This is a genomic window from Massilia sp. Root351 (assembly GCF_001425045.1).
Lineage (GTDB): Bacteria > Pseudomonadota > Gammaproteobacteria > Burkholderiales > Burkholderiaceae_D > Rugamonas.
Map to the genome: position 1 here is coordinate 112,939 of NZ_LMDJ01000006.1, position 17,485 is coordinate 130,423.

17 protein-coding genes and 1 tRNA gene are annotated in these 17,485 nt (G+C 65.6%); 5 read left to right on the forward strand and 13 right to left on the reverse strand.

Features of this window, described 5'->3' with window-relative positions:
• Positions 1-1,632, reverse strand: a complete 1,632-nt coding sequence (locus tag ASD15_RS10830; RefSeq protein WP_057154863.1) for a Na+/H+ antiporter — start codon at positions 1,630-1,632, stop codon at positions 1-3.
• Between the two features lie 83 nt (positions 1,633-1,715).
• Here ASD15_RS10830 and ASD15_RS10835 point away from each other — a divergent pair.
• The 3 genes from ASD15_RS10835 to ASD15_RS10845 all read left to right on the forward strand — a co-directional run bounded on the left by ASD15_RS10835 (position 1,716) and on the right by ASD15_RS10845 (position 3,544).
• A tRNA-Gly gene (locus ASD15_RS10835) sits at positions 1,716-1,791 on the forward strand.
• A gap of 147 nt (positions 1,792-1,938) precedes the next feature.
• The gene (locus ASD15_RS10840) at positions 1,939-2,895 is read left to right on the forward strand and encodes a chemotaxis protein (RefSeq protein ID WP_057154864.1); all 957 of its coding nucleotides are present in this window, start codon (positions 1,939-1,941) and stop codon (positions 2,893-2,895) included.
• Between the two features lie 67 nt (positions 2,896-2,962).
• A complete protein-coding gene (locus tag ASD15_RS10845; protein ID WP_057154927.1) occupies positions 2,963-3,544 on the forward strand; it encodes a DJ-1/PfpI family protein in 582 nt (193 codons plus the stop codon).
• Here the strand turns inward: ASD15_RS10845 and fghA are convergent.
• Positions 3,534-4,376 (reverse strand): S-formylglutathione hydrolase, encoded by an 843-nt coding sequence (fghA, locus tag ASD15_RS10850; RefSeq protein ID WP_057154865.1) that lies wholly within the window; start codon positions 4,374-4,376, stop codon positions 3,534-3,536. The genes ASD15_RS10845 and fghA overlap by 11 nt on opposite strands.
• Before the next feature lie 114 nt (positions 4,377-4,490).
• On the opposite strand from fghA, the gene ASD15_RS10855 reads away from it, so the two are divergent.
• Both ASD15_RS10855 and ASD15_RS10860 read left to right on the forward strand, forming a co-directional pair.
• A complete protein-coding gene (locus tag ASD15_RS10855; protein ID WP_057154866.1) occupies positions 4,491-5,678 on the forward strand; it encodes a cation:proton antiporter in 1,188 nt (395 codons plus the stop codon).
• Positions 5,679-6,794: a YbdK family carboxylate-amine ligase gene (locus ASD15_RS10860; RefSeq protein ID WP_057154867.1), complete on the forward strand. Its 1,116-nt coding sequence runs from the start codon at positions 5,679-5,681 to the stop codon at positions 6,792-6,794.
• Positions 6,795-6,967: 173 nt separating this feature from the next.
• On the opposite strand, the gene ASD15_RS10865 is transcribed toward ASD15_RS10860, so the two are convergent.
• From ASD15_RS10865 to ASD15_RS10915, 11 genes are all read right to left on the reverse strand, one after another.
• Positions 6,968-7,912 carry a gamma-glutamyl-gamma-aminobutyrate hydrolase family protein gene (locus ASD15_RS10865; protein WP_057154868.1) on the reverse strand — a complete coding sequence of 315 codons (945 nt, stop codon included), beginning with the start codon at positions 7,910-7,912 and terminating at the stop codon, positions 6,968-6,970.
• A gap of 79 nt (positions 7,913-7,991) precedes the next feature.
• A complete protein-coding gene (locus tag ASD15_RS10870; RefSeq protein WP_057154869.1) occupies positions 7,992-8,693 on the reverse strand; it encodes an ABC transporter ATP-binding protein in 702 nt (233 codons plus the stop codon).
• The gene (locus tag ASD15_RS10875) at positions 8,686-9,429 is read right to left on the reverse strand and encodes an ABC transporter ATP-binding protein (protein WP_057154870.1); all 744 of its coding nucleotides are present in this window, start codon (positions 9,427-9,429) and stop codon (positions 8,686-8,688) included. Before ASD15_RS10875 ends, ASD15_RS10870 begins: the two co-directional genes overlap by 8 nt.
• The gene (locus ASD15_RS10880; protein ID WP_057154871.1) at positions 9,422-10,372 is read right to left on the reverse strand and encodes a branched-chain amino acid ABC transporter permease; all 951 of its coding nucleotides are present in this window, start codon (positions 10,370-10,372) and stop codon (positions 9,422-9,424) included. The genes ASD15_RS10875 and ASD15_RS10880 overlap by 8 nt, the downstream gene beginning before the upstream one ends.
• Positions 10,369-11,241 carry a branched-chain amino acid ABC transporter permease gene (locus tag ASD15_RS10885; RefSeq protein ID WP_057154872.1) on the reverse strand — a complete coding sequence of 291 codons (873 nt, stop codon included), beginning with the start codon at positions 11,239-11,241 and terminating at the stop codon, positions 10,369-10,371. The genes ASD15_RS10880 and ASD15_RS10885 overlap by 4 nt, the downstream gene beginning before the upstream one ends.
• Positions 11,238-12,407, reverse strand: a complete 1,170-nt coding sequence (locus ASD15_RS10890; RefSeq protein ID WP_057154873.1) for an ABC transporter substrate-binding protein — start codon at positions 12,405-12,407, stop codon at positions 11,238-11,240. The genes ASD15_RS10885 and ASD15_RS10890 overlap by 4 nt, the downstream gene beginning before the upstream one ends.
• Positions 12,404-14,116 (reverse strand): class I adenylate-forming enzyme family protein, encoded by a 1,713-nt coding sequence (locus tag ASD15_RS10895; RefSeq protein WP_057154874.1) that lies wholly within the window; start codon positions 14,114-14,116, stop codon positions 12,404-12,406. Before ASD15_RS10895 ends, ASD15_RS10890 begins: the two co-directional genes overlap by 4 nt.
• Entirely contained in the window at positions 14,116-15,270 is a 1,155-nt protein-coding gene (locus ASD15_RS10900) for an acyl-CoA dehydrogenase family protein (protein ID WP_057154875.1), read from the reverse strand. Before ASD15_RS10900 ends, ASD15_RS10895 begins: the two co-directional genes overlap by 1 nt.
• An 18-nt stretch (positions 15,271-15,288) precedes the next feature.
• Positions 15,289-16,089: an IclR family transcriptional regulator gene (locus ASD15_RS10905; protein ID WP_057154876.1), complete on the reverse strand. Its 801-nt coding sequence runs from the start codon at positions 16,087-16,089 to the stop codon at positions 15,289-15,291.
• Positions 16,090-16,142: 53 nt separating this feature from the next.
• Positions 16,143-16,814: a phosphoribosyltransferase gene (locus ASD15_RS10910; protein WP_057154877.1), complete on the reverse strand. Its 672-nt coding sequence runs from the start codon at positions 16,812-16,814 to the stop codon at positions 16,143-16,145.
• A 56-nt stretch (positions 16,815-16,870) separates the two neighbouring features.
• A complete protein-coding gene (locus tag ASD15_RS10915; RefSeq protein ID WP_057154878.1) occupies positions 16,871-17,209 on the reverse strand; it encodes a flagellar basal body protein in 339 nt (112 codons plus the stop codon).
• Positions 17,210-17,485: the final 276 nt, after the last annotated feature.

The window sequence follows — 17,485 nt, forward strand, 5'->3', positions numbered from 1 at the left end:
CTAGCGGAAGCGGGTTTCGCTCAGGTCGATCTCGCGCACCAGTTTGCGCGAGATCTCGTCCGAGATGTGGCCGTTGCGCGCCAGGTTGAAGATGGCCTTGCGTTCGGCCTGCAGGGCCGACATGCGCAGCGCCTTCTCGGCCGCGTCCAGCTTGCGGAACTGGCGCGCCTCGTCCACTTCCGTGTGTTCCACCAGCCTGTGCTTGTACAGCGCGATCACGCGGCTGGCGGCTTGCGGGTACAGGTCCGCGTCCATGCTGGTGGACATCAGCTCGATCTGGGCTTTCTCGATGGCGGCAATGGCCGCATTGGCCGCCACTTCGCGCGCGCGGTCCTCCTCCTGGCTCTCCTCCGACTCTTCCGGGAAGTCGATCCCGGACAGGATGCGCGGCAGGCCGATGCTGGCCGCCAGCAGCGACAGCAGGATCACCGCGCTGGCCAGGAAAATGGTGAGGTCGCGCGCCGGGAAGGGTTTGCCGTCGGCCATGACCAGCGGCAGCGTCATCACGCCGGCCAGCGTGATGGCGCCGCGCGCGCCGGCCAGGGAGGTGGCCAGCAGCAGGCGCCAGTGCGGCGGCGCCGCGTCCTGGCCCATGCGGCCCTTGCGGTACAGCGTAAGCCTGAGCGCGGTCCAGACCCAGGCAAAACGCAGCGCCATCAGGCCGAAGGCGATGGAGAAGGCGTACAGCACCAGCCACCACGGGTTGGCGTGGCCCACTTCCGCCAGCGAGGTGCGCGCGCCTTTCAGTATGCTGGGCAGCTGTTCGCCCAGCAGCACGAACATCACGCCGTTCAGCGAAAACTGCACCGTGTCCCATACCGCCGAGCGCTGGATGCGGGTGGCCGCCAGGGCGTGGCCGCCCAGTTCCACGTAGCTCATGGTGACGCCGGCCGCGACCGCCGCCAAAATGCCGGACGCGTGCAGGTGCTCGGCCAGCAGGTAGGCGCCGAACGGCATCAGCAGGTTGACCAGGATGGGCGAGCCCGCCGGCTCGCCGAAGTGGCGCGTGAGCCAGCGCTGCGTGAGCGTGATCAGCAGCGTCACGCCCACGCCCATGGCGACACCGCCGGCCACCAGCCACAGGAAGGTGAGGGTGGCGCTGGTGAGCGAGAAGGTGCCGGTCAGCGCGGCCGCCACGGCGAAACGGAAGCACACCAGCCCGCTGGCGTCGTTCAGCAGGGACTCGCCTTCGAGGATGTGCATCAGGCGCTTGGGGATGGGTGTGCGGGAGGCGATGGCGGAAACGGCGATGGGATCGGTGGGCGAGACGATGGCCGCCAGCGCGAACGCCACCGGCAGCGGCATGGCCGGTATCATCCAATGGATCAGCAGGCCCATGCCCAGCACGGTAAACACCACCAGGCCCAGCGCCAGCTGCAAGATCACGCCGCGGTCGCGCAGCAGGCCGCTCTTGGGAATGCGCCAGCCGTCCAGGAACAGCAGCGGCGGCAGGAACAGCAGGAAAAAGAACTCGGGATCGAGGGCGATGCCGTGGCGCGAGAACGCGGCGACGATGAAGCCGAGTGCGATCTGCATCAGCGGCAGCGGCACGGCCACCGGCAGCAGGCGCACCAGGTAGGCGCTGCCGACCACGGCCAGCAGCATGGCCAGGACTGTTTCTATTGCATCCATTCATATCCTTTTTTCAATCCGAGCAATTATATAGGCCGCTACTCTGGTCAAGAGGAAACCTTTCTGTCATAATCTTGCCTTCTGCGGGAGTAGCTCAGTTGGTAGAGCGCAACCTTGCCAAGGTTGAGGTCGAGAGTTCGAGACTCTTCTCCCGCTCCAGAATTCGAAAAAAGGAAACCTCCGGGTTTCCTTTTTTTATGCCGTGCCGGTTTGCAACGGGAGAGCGGTTCCGGCGGGCAAAATGTTTCGTTACAAAGGGCAATATCGTTATACTGATCGCAGCCCTTGCGATGGAGACGAATCCCTATGAATTCAGTTCAACAAGAAATTGACGAACGTAGTAACTTAACCAATTCCAATAAATTTGAACTGCTGCTGTTCCGTCTCGGCGCCGACGCCAATGGCGAACACTCGGAACTGTACGGCATCAACGTCTTCAAGATCCGCGAAATCGTGGCCATGCCGGAAGTGACGGCGGTGGCCGGTTCCTCGCCGCACATGCTGGGCGTGGTCAACCTGCGCGGCCAGATCATTTCCGTCATGGACTTGCCCGGCATCGTCGGCGTGACGCCAAAGACCGGCTTGAACATCATGCTGGTGACCGAATTTGCCCGCACCACGCAGGCCTTCGCGGTCGAGTCGGTGGACGAGATCGTGCGCCTGGACTGGGGCCAGGTGCTGTCGGCCGAAGGCAGCACCGCCGGCGGCATGGTGACCAGCATCGCCCGCCTGGATGGCGACGTCAACAACACCCGCCTGGCGCAGGTGCTGGACGTGGAAACCATCCTGCGCAAGATGGTGCCGACCGACGGCAAGGACGTGGACCCGGAAACCATCGGTCCCAAGCTGCTGCTCAAGCCGGGCACCATCATCCTGGCGGCCGACGACTCGGTGGTGGCGCGCAGCCTGATCGAGCAGGGCCTGACCGCGATGGGCGCGCCCTTTGTGATGACCAAGTCCGGCAAGGAAGCGTGGGAGCGCCTGCAGCATATCGCCGACGGCGCCAAGGCCGAAGGCATCCCGGTGGAAGACCGGGTGTCGCTGGTGCTGACCGACCTGGAAATGCCGGAAATGGACGGCTTCACGCTGACCCGCTTGATCAAGCAGGATGCCCGCTTCAACAAGATCCCGGTGGTGATCCATTCTTCGCTGTCCGGCAAGACCAACGAGGACCACGTGAAGGGTGTCGGCGCCGACGCCTACGTGGCCAAGTTCGTGGCGGAAGACCTGGCTGAAACTATTCGCAAAGTGCTGCACAAGTAATCACATTGCCCGTCAATTAACGCTATCATGGCCTGGTGGTACTTTTCCAACCAACCGGGAGATGACTGTGGCAGCCAAGCAGATTCTGTTGTTGACGGGCGATTTCGCCGAAGATTACGAAACCATGGTGCCGTTCCAGGCACTGCAGATGGTCGGCCACACGGTGCACGCCGTGTGTCCCGGCAAGAAGAGCGGCGAGAAGGTCAAGACCGCGATCCACGACTTCGAGGGCGACCAGACTTATACCGAAAAACCTGGCCACCAGTTCGCCCTGAACGCCAATTTCGACGATGTGCAAGTGTCCGCTTACGACGCGCTCGTGATCGCGGGTGGACGTGCGCCGGAATACCTGCGCCTGAATCCGCGCGTGCTGGACATCATCCAGCAGTTCGCGCAGGCTTCCAAACCGATAGCCGCCGTGTGCCACGGCGCCCAGTTGCTGGCGGCGGCCGGCGTTATCCAGGGCAAGAAGATTTCCTGCTACCCGGCCTGCGCGCCGGAGGTGAAGCTGGCCGGCGCCGAGTATGCCGACATCGCGGTCGACAGCGCCGTCACCGACGGCATCTTCGTCACCGCGCCCGCCTGGCCGGCCCATCCGCAGTGGCTGGGCCAGTTCCTGGCGCGCCTTGGCACGGAAATCAAGCTGTAAGATTGCGCGCGTGGAAGCGCAGATGGTCTTCAATAAAGCTTGAGATGAAGTAGTAGCCGTGGTCGTAGTCCGCGTGACGCCGCAGCAGCAGCGGCTGCGCGGCCTTGCGGCAGGCTTCCTCGAACGCTTCCGGATACAGCTGCTCGGCCAGGAACTTGTCGCCCAGGCCCTGGTCTATCAGGATGCCTTGCGGGAAGGGCGTGCGCGCGGCAGCCATCAGTTCGCTGGCGTCGTGCGCGCGCCATGCGCTCTCGTCCTGGCCCAGGTAGCCGCTGAAGGCTTTCTTGCCCCAAGGGCAGCGCGTGGGCGCGGCTATCGGCGCGAAGGCGGACACCGAACGGAACACGTCCGGCCGCTTCAGCGCCAGCGTCAGCGCGCCGTGGCCGCCCATCGAGTGGCCGAACACGCCCAGGCGGGCCGCATCCACCGGCAGTTCGCGCGCCACCAGCTGGCGCAGTTCATGGATATAGCTTTCCATGCGGTAGTGCTCGCTCCACGGCGCTGCGGTGGCGTCGAGATAGAAACCGGCGCCGGCGCCGAAGTCCCACGCATCCGTTTCACCCGGCACGCCGGCGCCGCGCGGGCTGGTGTCCGGTGCGATCAGGATGACGCCCAACTCGGCGGCCACGCGCTGCGCGCCCGCCTTGATGGGGAAGGTCTCCTCGGTGCAGGTCAGGCCGGCCAGGTAGAACAGCGCGGGCAGGGCCGCACCCTCCTTGTGCGCCGGAATGAAGGCCGAAAAGCGCATCGGCAGGCCGATCGCGCTGCTGCCGTGCTTGTAGAAGCGCTGAACGCCGCCGAAGCAAGCGTGTTCGCTGATGAGTTCCAGCATGGGTTTCCTTCTCGTGCATTGTGGGGAGCCATGATTCTACTCCGGGCTTGGGTGTGACGTGATTTGGCGTATTGCAATAAACTGTGGCTTGATTTTGCATTGGAGGAAACATTTATGCCGGATTTAGTAGTTATCACGGCCGAACTGGCCTGGCCTTTTGCAATTGCCCTGGCCTGGCTGGCAGGCGAGATCATGCACCGCTGGTCGGGCGTGCCGCGCATCAGCGTGTATGGCCTGGTGGGCTTCGCGGTAGCGCAGGCTTTCCCCGAGCTCTACACCAGCGACAGTTCCAGCCCGGTCACCATCCTGGCCAACGTGGCTTTCGGCCTCATCCTGTTCGAATTCGGCTATCGCATCAATCTCAAATGGCTGCGCCTGAACCCGTGGATCGCGGTGACCGGCCTGGTCGAATCGGCCGCCACCTTCGTCGTGGTGTATGTGATCGGCCACCTGTCCGGCATGCCGCCGCTGACCTCGCTGCTGCTGGCCTCGCTGGCCATGTCCAGCTCGCCGGCCGGCGTGCTGCGCGTGATTAACGAGCAGAACAGCGCCGGGCAGGTCACCGAGCGGGTGCTGCACCTGGTGGCCATCAACTGCGTGCTGGCCGTGTTCGTCTATAAAGTGATCGTCGGCGTGTGGGTGTTCCAGACTTCCGGCAGCCTGGGCCAGGCCATTTCGCACAGCGCCATCGAACTGCTGGCCTCGGCCGTGCTGGGCGCCGTGTTCGGCGTGCTGGTGCCGGCCCTGCTGCGCCAGCTGGGCCATGTGCAGCGCGACGGCACGGTGGCGTTCGCGCTGGCGGTGGTGCTGCTGGTGGCGATCACCCACGCGGCCAATCTGTCGCCGGTGCTGGCCACCCTGACGTTCGGCCTGATGGCGCGCCACCGCCGCATTTCCTTCAGCCGCACCGAGCGCAATTTCGGCGCCATCGGCGAGTTGCTGACGGTGCTGCTGTTCGTCTTCGCCGTGACCACGCTGGACTGGGACCGCGTGGTGGCCGGCGCCGGACTGGCCATCGTACTGCTGCTGGCGCGCTTTGTCGTCAAGACTTCGGCGGTGGCGGTGTTCGCCCACGTGGGCGGCGTCACCTGGCGCAAGGGCGCGCTCACCGGCGTGGCGCTGGCGCCAATGTCGGTGTTCGTCATCCTGCTGCTGGAGCAGACCAAGAGCATGGGCATCGTGCTGGTGGACGAGCTGGCCGCGCTGGCCGCGATGACGCTATTAATGGAAGTACTGGGCCCCATCTTTACGCAGTATGCGCTGGTGTGGGCCAATGAAACGCCGCAAGAAGAGGAGGCATAAATGGCGCTTGAACCGTTCAATAATTCCCAGCCGCTCACCATGGGCGTGGAGCTGGAACTGCAGCTGATCAGCCATGCTGACTACGACCTGACCGCGTCCAGCCCCGACCTGCTGCACCTGCTGAACCGCAAGCCCTTCCCGGGCAATGTGACGCCCGAGATCACCGAGAGCATGATCGAGATTAACACCGACGTGCACACCAACCACACCGAGATGGTGGCGCAGCTGCAGCTGATCCGCGACACGCTGGTGCAAGCGTGCGAGAAGCTCAACATCGGCATCTGCGGCGGCGGCACGCACCCGTTCCAGAAATGGTCGGAGCGGCGCATCTTCTCCAAGCCGCGCTTCAAGGAAGTGTCGGCGCTGTACGGCTACCTGGCCAAGCAGTTCACCATCTTCGGCCAGCACGTGCACATCGGCTGCGCCAACGGCGACGACGCGCTGTTCCTGCTGCATTCGCTGAGCCGCTACGTGCCGCACTTCATCGCGCTGTCGGCGTCCTCGCCGTTCGTGCAGGGCGGCGACACGCTGTTCAACTCGGCGCGCCTGAACTCCGTGTTCGCCTTCCCGATGAGCGGCCGCGCGCCGTTCACCCTGAGCTGGGACGACTTCGAGCACGGCTACTTCGCCAAGATGGAGCACACCGGCGTGATCAAGAGCATGAAGGACTTCTACTGGGACATCCGGCCCAAGCCGGAGTACGGCACCATCGAGCTGCGCGTGTGCGACACGCCGCTGACGGTGGAGCGCGCGGCGGCGCTGGCGGTGTACCTGCAGGCGCTGTGCCGCTATCTGCTGGAGCGCAATGAGGCGGCGCCGGAGGAGGACGATTACCTGGTCTACAACTACAACCGCTTCCAGGCCTGCCGCTTCGGGCTGGACGGCACCATCGTGCATCCGAAGACATATGAAAGCCTGTCGCTGCGCGAAGACATCCTGACCACGCTGCGCAAGATGGAACCGCATGCGGAAGCGCTGGGCGGCAGCGCCGGCCTGGCGCACCTGGTGCAGGTGACCCACACCGGCAGCGACGCCCAGTACCTGCGCGACCAGTTCCGCGAAAGCGGCAGCGTGGAGGGCGTAGTGGACGCGGCGGTGAACCGCTTCCGGGGCTGAACGCCAAGCCGGCCTTCGCCCGATGACCATGTCATCCTTGCGGGCTGGGGCCGTGCTCTATACAAATAGGAAAGTTTTATGCTTCGGAGCCGCCCAGCGCGGTTCCAGCAATTTCAGTGGCAGAGCGGCGTAGCTCTACGCTCGCGAGGACGGAGGCATGTGGCTCGGCGCCGTCAGAAGCGCGTCTCACGCGCCACGCGCAGGAAATTGTCCAGGATGGGCGTGCAGTCCAGCAGCTCAACGCCGCCGGCGCGGTGGAACTCCGGGTGCCACTGCAAGCCCATGACGAAGGGCGCCTTGGTGTAGCGGATGGCTTCGACCATGCCGTCCGGTGCGGAGCGGGCTTCCACCGTCATGTCGCGGCCCAGGTTTTTCACCGCCTGGTGGTGGATGGAGTTCACCAGCGCCTGGCCGCTGTGCATCTTCAGCATGCGGCCCAGCGAGGAACCCTCCGGGAACACGATTTCATGCCGGTGGCGGTCGTAGTCGTCATGCACGTGGGCCATCGCGTCCGGCACGTCGGAGGCGATGTCCTGGTACAGCGAGCCGCCGAAGGCCACGTTGATCAGCTGGCAGCCGCGGCAGATGCCCATCACCGGCTTGCCCGCCTCGACGAATTCATGCAGTAGCTCGAGCTCATACATGTCGCGCGCGCGGTCGCCGCTCCATTCCGGGCGGGTTGGCGTTTCGGCGTAGCTTTGCGGCGACACGTCGGCGCCGCCCTGCAGCACCAGGCCGTCCAGGTGGCGCGCGTAGTCGCGCAGGCGGATGTTGGAAGGGTGCAGCAGGCCGTCCGTGTTCACGGTCGGGATCATGAACACCAGCACGTCGCGCGACATGACCCACTGCGCGATGGACTCTTCGAGGTATTGCAGGTTCTTGCTGCGCAGGCCCTTGGCGCCTTCCTCGGGGTGGAAGATGCGCGCCGATATGCCGATGTGCAGCGGGCGCTGGATGATGTGGCGCGTGGCCGCCGCCGCGATGCGCCGGTAGCGCGCCATGATGATGCGGCCCCACAGGCTGAAGACTGTATCGCCTGGATCGAGGTAGCGCGGGGTTCCCAGCTTGTCCCCGTGGCGGCGGTCGTGGCGGCGCTGATCGTGATCTCCCGTACTCATGCAGGCTCCTGTTTATCGCATAGGTGTTTTTACCACACGCAGCAATTCCGGGTCGCCCGGTTTGAGCCCTGCTGATTGCTCAGTGGTTGAAATAGAGGTCGTGCAGCTGGGCCAAACTGACTTCGGCGGCCGGCTGGGACAGCGCCACTCTACCGCCTTGCAGCAGGTAGACGTGATCGGCAATGGCCAGCGCGCGCTCGGTATTCTGCTCCACCAGGACGATGGTGCGGCCCTCCGCCTTGAGCCGCGCCAGGATCCCGAACAATTCGTTTACCACCAGCGGCGCCAGGCCGAGCGAGGGTTCGTCCACGATCAGCAGCTTGGGGTCGGACATCAGGCCGCGCGCCATCGCCAGCATCTGCGCTTCGCCGCCGGACAGCGAGCCGGCCAGCTGCCCGCGCCGCTCGCGCAGGCGCGGGAACATGTCGTAGGCCGCTTCCAGCCGGGTGTTTACGTGCGCGCGGTGCGCCTTGTTGAAGGCGCCCATGATCAGGTTTTCCTCCACATTCATGTCGCGGAACACCATCCGGCCTTCGGGCACCATGGCCAGGCCGCGGTCGGCCATGTCCCAGGTGGGCGTGCCGTCCAGGCGCTTGCCGTGCAGGGTGATCTGCCCTTGCTTTAGCGGCACCAGGCCCATGATGGCGCGCAGCAGGGTCGTCTTGCCGGCGCCGTTCGGGCCGATGATGGTGGTGAGCTGCCCCGGCTGCATGGCCAGCGATACGTCCCACAGCACGTTGATGGCGCCGTAGCCGGCGCGTACGTTGCTCAGTTCAAGCATGGTTCGCCCCCGATCCAGGCCCGGAACCCGTATAGCTCTTGATGACGGCCGGATCGCGGAACACCTCGTCCGGCGTGCCGTCCGCGATCAGTTCCCCAAAATTGAGCACCGCCACGCGCGGACACAGGCTGCTGATGGTTTCGATGTCATGCTCGATAATGACGATGCCCACGCCGAAGCGCTGGTGCATCTCCTTGAGCATGCCCATGAAGCGGCGCTTGCCGCTGGTCTCCAGACCGGCCAGCACTTCGTCGAGCAGCAGCAGCTTGGGACTGGTGGCCAGCGCCTTGGCCACTTCCAGCGCTTTCAGCTCGGTCAGCGACAAACAGGTGGCGGCGTCGCGCCGGGCCTTGCCGGCCAGGCTGGTGAAATCCAGGATCTCGTCGATGCGCGCCGGGTCCACCTTGCCGGTGCCGAAGCGCTGCGCCACCACCAGGTTCTCGCGCACCGTCAGCTCGTGCATGGGTTGCGGGATCTGGAAGGTGCGGCCGATGCCGAGGCGGGCGCGCTGGTACATGGGGGCGCGCATCACGTCGCTGCCGCCGAAGCGGATGCCGCCTGCGGTCGGCTTCACCAGCCCGGAGATGGCGTTGAACAGCGTGGTCTTGCCGGCGCCATTCGGCCCAACCAGGCCGATGACGTCGCTGCTGGCGATTTTCAGCGAGACGGCGTTGACGGCGGTGAGGCCGCCAAAGCGCACCGAGACCCGGTCCAGCTCGAGGACGGAATCAGCCATTTCTTCTTTTCCTTCCGAATCCGCGCAGCAGCGGCATCAGGCCGTTGGGACTGAGGACGATCATCAGCACCAGGAGCACGCCCAGCACCAGCTGGTGGCCTGTGGGCAGCAGTTCCTTGAACAGCAGTTGGTCGGCCAGCGATACGAACAGCGCGCCCGCGACCGGACCCACGATGGTGCGGTAGCCGCCGAAAATGGCCGCCACGATGGGCAGCGTCACCCACAGGCCGTGGAAGGCGTAGTCCGGTTCCAGGAAGTTGATGGTATGCGCGTTAAAGGCGCCCACCACGCCCGCCATGAAGGCCGAGACCATGAGCATGGCCGCCTTGAGCAGGGTGCTGTTGACGCCCACCACGCGGGTGGCGTCTTCGCTATCGTGCATGGCGCGCAGGGCCAGGCCGTAGTGGCTGGCGCGGATGGCGGCGTAGATGAAGGCGAATGCCACCACGATGGTGAGGATGACGAGGTAGGCGCCGGCCTTGCCGCTGAAGTCGTAGCCGGCCAGCGTGGGCAGCGCGGGAATGTTGGCCAGCCCGCCCGCGCCGCGCGTGACCGAGGTCCATTCGGTGGCGATGATGCGGAAGATGTGGGCGTAGGCCAGGATGGCGAGCGCAAAGTAGGGACCGCGCAGCCGCAGCACCGGCAGCATGGCGATGGAGGCCGCCGCCGCGCCCACGCCGCCCAGCAGCATGGACGGCAGCACCGGCACGCCCAGGCGCATACTGCACAGCGCGGACACGTAGGCGCCCACGCCGAAGAAGGCCGAGTGGCCGAAGCTGATCATGCCGCCGAGGTTGCCCAGCAACGCCCAGGACAGCGCCACGCCGCCGATCACCAGTGCGGCGACGATGGTGCTCATCACGTAGTGGTTGCCGGACAGCGTGAGCGGCACCACCAGGTAGGCCAGGATCAGCGCGGACAGCACGCCGTTGTTGATCTTCATCCTCGCCTCCTTGCTGCGCCGAACAGGCCGTTGGGCATGACGAACAGCACCAGCAGGAACAGCGACATGCCGGCCAGCTCCTGCAGCGCGGAACTGGCCAGCGTGACGGTGAGCGCTTCGCACACGCCCAGCAGCACGGCGCCCAGCAGCACGCCGGGGATCGAGCCTACGCCGGCCAGCACGGTGATGATGAAGGCCTTGACCGTGAGCGCGCTGCCATAAGAGGGCTGGATGACGCCGTAGCTGAACAGCGCCACGCCCGCGAACGCGGCCAGGATGCCGGCAACGATGAAGGACACCAGCTCCACCTTGCCGGGGTTGATGCCCATCAGTTTGGCGGCGTCGCGGTTGCTGGAGACGGCGCGCAGCGCGCGGCCGTACCAGCTGCGCGAAAGCCACCACCACAGGCCTGCCATCAGCGCCAGGCTGACGCCGAAGAAGATCAATTCGCTGCGCATGCTGTACAGCGGGCCGACCACGAAGGCTTCCTGCAGCCAGCTGGAATTGGTGGTGCGGATGTCGGCTTTCCAGATCAGCAGGATGGCGTTGGTTAGGATGACGCCGATGCCGTAGGTGAGGATCAGGGAATTGATCTCGCGGTCCTTCCTGATGCGGTTGACGATCCAGTACACGCACACCGACGCGAAGCTGACCAGCACCAGCGCCAGCGGAATGGCGAACACGGGGCCGAGGCCGGCCTTGGCCTCGACCGTGTAGGCAAGGTAGGCGGCCAGCAGCACCAGTTCGCCGTGCGCGAGGTTGATGATCTTCATAGTGCCGAACACCAGCGCCAGGCCAAGCGCGATCAGCGCGTACGAGCCGCCTTGCAGCAGGCCGGAATACAACGCCTGGAGAATCAGCTCAGTCATTGCCAGGGCACGGCCGGGTAGGCGATCTTGCCGGTGGCGTTGGCCTTCGGCCACACGATGACGATCTTCTTGTCCTGGTGCTGGCCCATGCGGTGCACGAAATTGGGGTTGTCGCCGTTGGCGGAGAACTGCACGCGGCCGATCAGCGTTTCACGGTTGGTCTTGCGCATTTCCTCGGCGATGCCGCCGGATTTCACGCTGCCCTTGTCGGCCGCGCGCGCGATGGCTTCGAACAGCAGCATCGACTGCACGTAGCCGAACTGGCCCAGGTAGTCCGGCTCCTTCTTGTAGAGCTGCTTGTAGGTTTCCGAGAAGGCTTTGCCGTCGGCGCTTTCAAAGGTGGCGGGGAAGGGCAGCAGCGCGGTGCCGAACACATTCGGCATCAGGTCGGGGAATTCGGCGGCCATCTTGGGCGTGGCCAGCGACCACACGCCGACCATGGCTTTCAGGTTGGGCTTGAGCACGCGCGCGGCGCGCAGGATGCCGACGTAGTCGTTCTCGTAGCCGGACATCAGCACCAGTTCGGACTTGTCCTGCAGCTTGACTTTGTTGATGATGGGCTTGAAGTCGGTGATGGCCGGGTCGAACGAGTGCGAGGCGGCCTTGATGCCTTTCGATTCCAGCACTTTCTGGATGGACTTGGCCAGGTCGGAAGTGGCTTCCTTGGTGGAGTAGATGATGGAGACGGATTTCGCGCCGACGTCGTCTATCAGCCCGAGCACGGCTTTTTCGTAGCCGGCGGTGTTATTGATGCGGAAAAAATTCTTGCGCCCGCTGGTGACCAGGCTGTCGTCCACGCCGCCGGAGGTGATGTAGACCAGGTTCAGTTTATTGGCCGCGTCGGACGCGGGGGCGATGTTGTTGGAGCCGTAGCCGCCGGTGATGGCGACCACGCCCTGGCTGTGCAGCTTTTCGACGGCGGCGATGGCTTTGGCCGGCGCCGACTCGTCGTCCACGGTGATGATCTTGATCTTGTGTTTGCCGTTGGTCTTGTTGAACACCTCGGCCGCCACCATGACGCCTTCCTGCATGCCGGCGCCGACGCGGGCCAGCGAACCGGTAAGGGGCAGTTCGGCGCCAACCAGGAATTCCTCGGCGCGCGCGGCGCCTGCGAGTGCTGCCGACATCAGCGACGCCAGGGCGATCTTCTTGTACAGGCTTTTCATTTTTTGGTCTCCGGGGTTTGCGCCATTTCTTGTCCTAATCCTTGTGCCAGTTGGCGTAGCTGGCCTTTGAGTATCTTGCCGGTTGCTGCTGCCGGCAAGGCGTGCATGGGGATGATGCGGGTGGGGCATTTGTAGGGCGATAGCGCTGCGGACAGGTAGGCGTGCAATTCGTCGATCAGTTCTCCTATCGGCGCCTCGTCCAGGTCCGGCCCGGTTGCCGCGTGGCTGCCCGCGCTGGCGGCATGGCGCGGGCCGAGCTCAACGTAGGCGATGACTTCCTCGTCTCCGCCGGCCGCGGCGCGGCCGACCACGGCCGACTGGGCGACGGCGGGGTGGGCGTTCAGCACGGTCTCCACTTCGAGCGGAAAGACGTTGAAACCGGATCGGATGATCAGTTCCTTGGTGCGGCCGACGATGAACAGCGCACCGTCGGAGTCCTGGCGGGCGACGTCGCCGGTGTTCAGCCAGCCATCGGCATCGATGGCGGCGGCGGTGAGGGCGGGTTCCTTGTAGTAGCCGAGCATCACGTTCGGTCCGCGCACCCACAGTTCGCCGGCTGCCGCCTGCGAGGCGCCGGCTTTGGAGCCGTCTGCCGGAACGATGCGGGTTTCCACGCCGGGGATGGGATAGCCGACCGAGGTGTCGCTGCGCGGCGCATCCAGGCGCGTCTGGCTGATGGTGGGCGAGCTCTCGGTCATGCCGTAGCCGTTGTGCAGCGGCTGGCCGAGCAGTGCTTCCACCTTGCGCTTGAGTACAGGATCGAGCGGCGAGCCGCCCGCGTACGCGAAGCGCAGGCTGGCGCCCAGCGCAGCATGGACCGCGCCGCCCGTGTCGATGGCCGTGCCTTGCAGGCCGACGGCTTCCAGCAGCCGCGCGTACATTGCAGGCACGCCCTGCAGTATGGTCAGCCGTTCTGCGCGCAAGGCGTGCAGCAGCGCGTCGACACTGAAGCGTGGCTGCAGGTACAGGCAGGCGCCCGCGTACAGGGTGCCGAGCATGACGGAGGCCAGGCCGTAGACGTGCGAAATCGGCAGCACGCCGTAGGCCCGGTCGGCAGGCGTGAGGCCGCGCAGGGTGCTGGACACTGCGGCGATGAACAGCAGATTGCGGTGCGACAGCATCACGCCCTTGGACTGGCCCGTGGTGCCGGTGGTGTAGATCAGTGCCGCCGCTTGCTGCGCGCTGAACGGTTCACCCGCAGCCACCGGCTCGGGCGCGGCCGCAGGCGAGTCGTTCAGCGGACCAGTCATCCACTCCCCGAACTGGCACGTCTCGCGCCGCGCTCCGTGCCGCTCGCCGTGCGCCGCCGCTTCCGGCGACACGCCGCTGCAATAGATCACGCGCCGCGCGCCCGAATGCTCGCGGAACTGGTCGATCTCGCGCGCCGACAAGCGGCTGTTGGCGTTGACGACCCACGCATCGATGCTCGCGGCCGCGAAAATCAGCGCCACCTGCGCCACCGAATTCTCCGCTACCACCATCAGGCGGTCGCCGGGCCGCACACCCAGGCCGCGCAGGCGCTCGGCAGTCGCGTCCACCGCAGCCACCAGCTCGCCATATGTCCATACCCGGCGCTGCGGCGCGGTGCCGGCGGCGCCGGCCGGCGCCGCTTCGCACAACGCCGGCGTATCCGGCGCGAGCGATGCCCAGCGGCGTGGGATGTCGCTGATGCGCGCGGGCAGGCTGGCGAGGAGGGCGGCGATGTCCATCAGCGCTGCGCCGCCTTGATCATATTGCGCGCGATGACGATCTGCTGGATCTGCGACGTGCCCTCGTAAATCCTGAACAGCCGCACGTCGCGGTAAAACCGCTCCGCCGCGTATTCAGAAACGTAGCCGGCGCCGCCATGGATCTGCACCGAGCGGTCCGCCACCCGCCCGCACATCTCGGAGGCGAACAGCTTGCAGCATGACGCCTCGGTGGAGATATCTTCCTTGTTGTCGCGCTTGCGCGCCGCATCCAGCACCATGCACCTGGCCGCGTAGATCTCCGCCTTGCTGTCGGCCAGCATGGCCTGGATCAGCTGGAAGTCCGCGATGGCGTGGCCGAACTGCTCGCGCTCCATGGCATAGCGCAGCGCGTCCTCCAGCATGCGCTCGGCCGCGCCCACGCACACCGCCGCGATATGCAGCCGGCCCTTGTCCAGCACCTTCATGGCCGTCTTGAAGCCCACCCCTTCCTTGCCGCCGATGAGGTTCTCCACCGGCACGCGGCAGTTCTCGAAGATCACGTCGCAGGTGTGCGCGCCGCGCTGGCCCATCTTCTTGTCGATCTTGCCCAGCGTGAGGCCGGGCGTGCCGCGCTCGACGATGAAGGCCGAGATGGCGCCGGCTCCCTTGCGCGTGGCGTCGGTGCGCGCCATCACCGTATAGATGCTGGCTTCCGGCGCGTTGGTGATGTAACGCTTGGTGCCGTTCAGGATGTAATGGTCGCCGTCCCGCACCGCGGAGGTGCGCAGCGACGCCGCGTCCGAGCCCGAGCCCGGTTCGGTCAGGGCGAACGAGCCGATGATCTCGCCTGCCGCCAGTTTGGGCAGGTAGTGCCGCTTCTGCTCTTCCGTGCCGTCGATGACGATGCCCTGCGAGCCGATGCCGTTGTTGGTGCCGATCAGCGAGCGGAAGGCCGGCGAAGTGTAGGCGATCTCGAACGCCACCTGCACTTCCTCTTCCATGGTCAGCTGCAGGCCGCCGTAAGCTTCCGGGATGGAGAGCCCGAACAAGCCCAGCTCGCGCATCTGCGCCACCACGGCCGGCGGGATCTGGTCCGTCTCCGCCACTTCCTGCTCGTGCGGCAGCAGCACCTCGCGTACGAAGCGGCGCACGCTGTCGAGCAGCAGGTTCAGGGTTTCTTCGTCGCGTATCATGTTTCTTCCATAAATTGCTCAGCCCCGGCCGAGTATCGTGTCGATGCGGCGCACCAGCTGCACCAGTTTCGGGCCCAGGTCTTGCTCCAGCCGCGCGTGCGACAGCAGAAAAGCCGGCCCGCCGCAGTTGAAGGCCATCACCTGTTCGCCGTCCAGGCCCAGCACCGGCACGCCCACCGCGTGCACGTCGCCCTGCCATTCGCCGGCGGACATGCAAAAGCCCCGGTCCTGGTAATCCTTGAAGCCTTGCTCCACGCCGGCCTTGACCTGCGGCCAGTTGGCCTGGTCGCGCTGGCGTACGCGGTCCAGCAGGTAGTTGCGCTCCGCCTCCGGCAGCACGCACAGCAAGGCCTTGCCCATGGCGGTGGTCGCCATCGGAATGCGCGCGCCCACGTCCAGCCGCAGCGTGACATTGGCGCTGCTGCGGCAGCTTTCCACGTAGACCATGCTGAGCCGGTCGCGCGCGCCCAGCGACACCGACGCCTGCGCATACTCGGCCAGTTGTTCCATCAGCGGGCGCGCCAGCTTGCGCAAGTCCATGGCCGACAGCATGCGGTAGCCGAGCGCCAGCACGCCGGCGCCCAGCTGGTATTTGCCCAGCGATTCGGAATAGTTCAGATAACCCAGCGTGGTGAGCGTATGCGTCAGCCGCGACACGGTGGGCTTGGGCAGCGAGCTGCGCTTGGCCAGCTCGGCGTTGGTCAGATACACTTCGCCGGGTCCGAAGCAGCGCAGCAGCTCCAGCCCGCGCGCCAAGGCATGGACGAACTGCCTGTCCTTGGTGTCGTCGTCGCTGAACACTTCGATCTCGTCGTGCATGCAGGGCCCCGGTGTGATCCAGGCGCCAAGTTTGACAAGCTGCAACGGACCTGTCAATCGTTTTGTGAAACAGTGGTTTGCAGAGCGAAACACTGCCGCAGCAGCTTGACGGCTTCCTCCTGCTCAACCTGCGGGAAGCGCTTGTAATACTGGCTTACGGCGGCGAAATCCATGGGCGCGTGCAGGCAGACCACGCGGTCGGCCAGTTCCCCGATGCGCTGCAGCGACTGCGGCGCGGCCACCGGCACGGCGGCAAGCAGTTCCAGCGGCAGCGCGGCCCGCACCGCGCCCAGGGCGGCCGCCATGGTGGCGCCGGTGGCCAGCCCGTCGTCGACAATGACCACATGGCGCCCGCAGGGATCGGACGGCGGCCGGCTGCCGCTGTAGTCGGCCCGGCGCTGGCGCAGCACGGCCAATTGCTCGCGGGCGCATTGCTCCAGCCAGGCGCGGCTGGCCTCGGTCATCGGATAATCCGGGCCGACCAGGCGCTGGCCGCGTTCGTCGATGGCGCCGATGGCGTATTCGGGGTCGAAAGGGGAGGACAGCTTGCGCACCAGCACCACGTCCAGTTCGCCGTGCAGTTGCCGCGCCAGCACCGCGCCGATGGGGATGGCGCCGCGTGGTATCGCCAGGATCAGCGGGTGATGCAGGCGCAGCTGCTGCAAGCGCTGCGCCAGCTGGCGCGCGGCATCCTTGCGGTCCTTGAACAGATAAGGGGAGGGCATGCGGCCTCGCTATGCAGTAGTCCTTTCAGACAGCATAGCGCGGCGAACGCGCGGCGTCAGGCTTTGATATTGATCAGCGTGCCGATGCGTTCGTCGGCCGCCTGGATGACTTTGGCGTTCAGGTCGAAGCTGGCCTTATAGACCAGGGCGTTGCTGATTTCGCTGGCCAGGCCGGTGCCGCTGCCGGCGTTGGCGGCGGCTTCGGACGCAGCCAGTCCACGGCCTTGCGCGGACAGGGTGACGCCGGTGCCGCCCGGGCTGGACTCGTGGAATTGCGCCTGTTGGGGCTGGAAGCCCTGCGTGCTGGCGTTGGCAACATTGTGCGCCGCTACACCCAGCGCCTGCTGGTTCGCGGTGAGGCCGGAAGCCCCGGCACTGAGGGCGGATACACTCATGGTCTTTCCCTTGGGCAATGGCTTCCAGTGTACCCCGTCCAGATGCGTCCCGCAATCGCCTGACAGCAACTGTTGCCACAAAAAAAGGCAGCAGTTTTAGCGTTCTGGTATTGCCTTTGGAAAACTTGGCCCGCAGAATTGAGCCATTGTCCCGTTCGATCCCTGGAGCCGCATCATCGACACCGCCGCGTTCAGTTTGCGCCACCGCAGCCTTGCCGCCCTGGCGTTTTCCCTCTGCTGCACGCTCCAGCCCGCCCATGGCGCCACGCCGCGTTC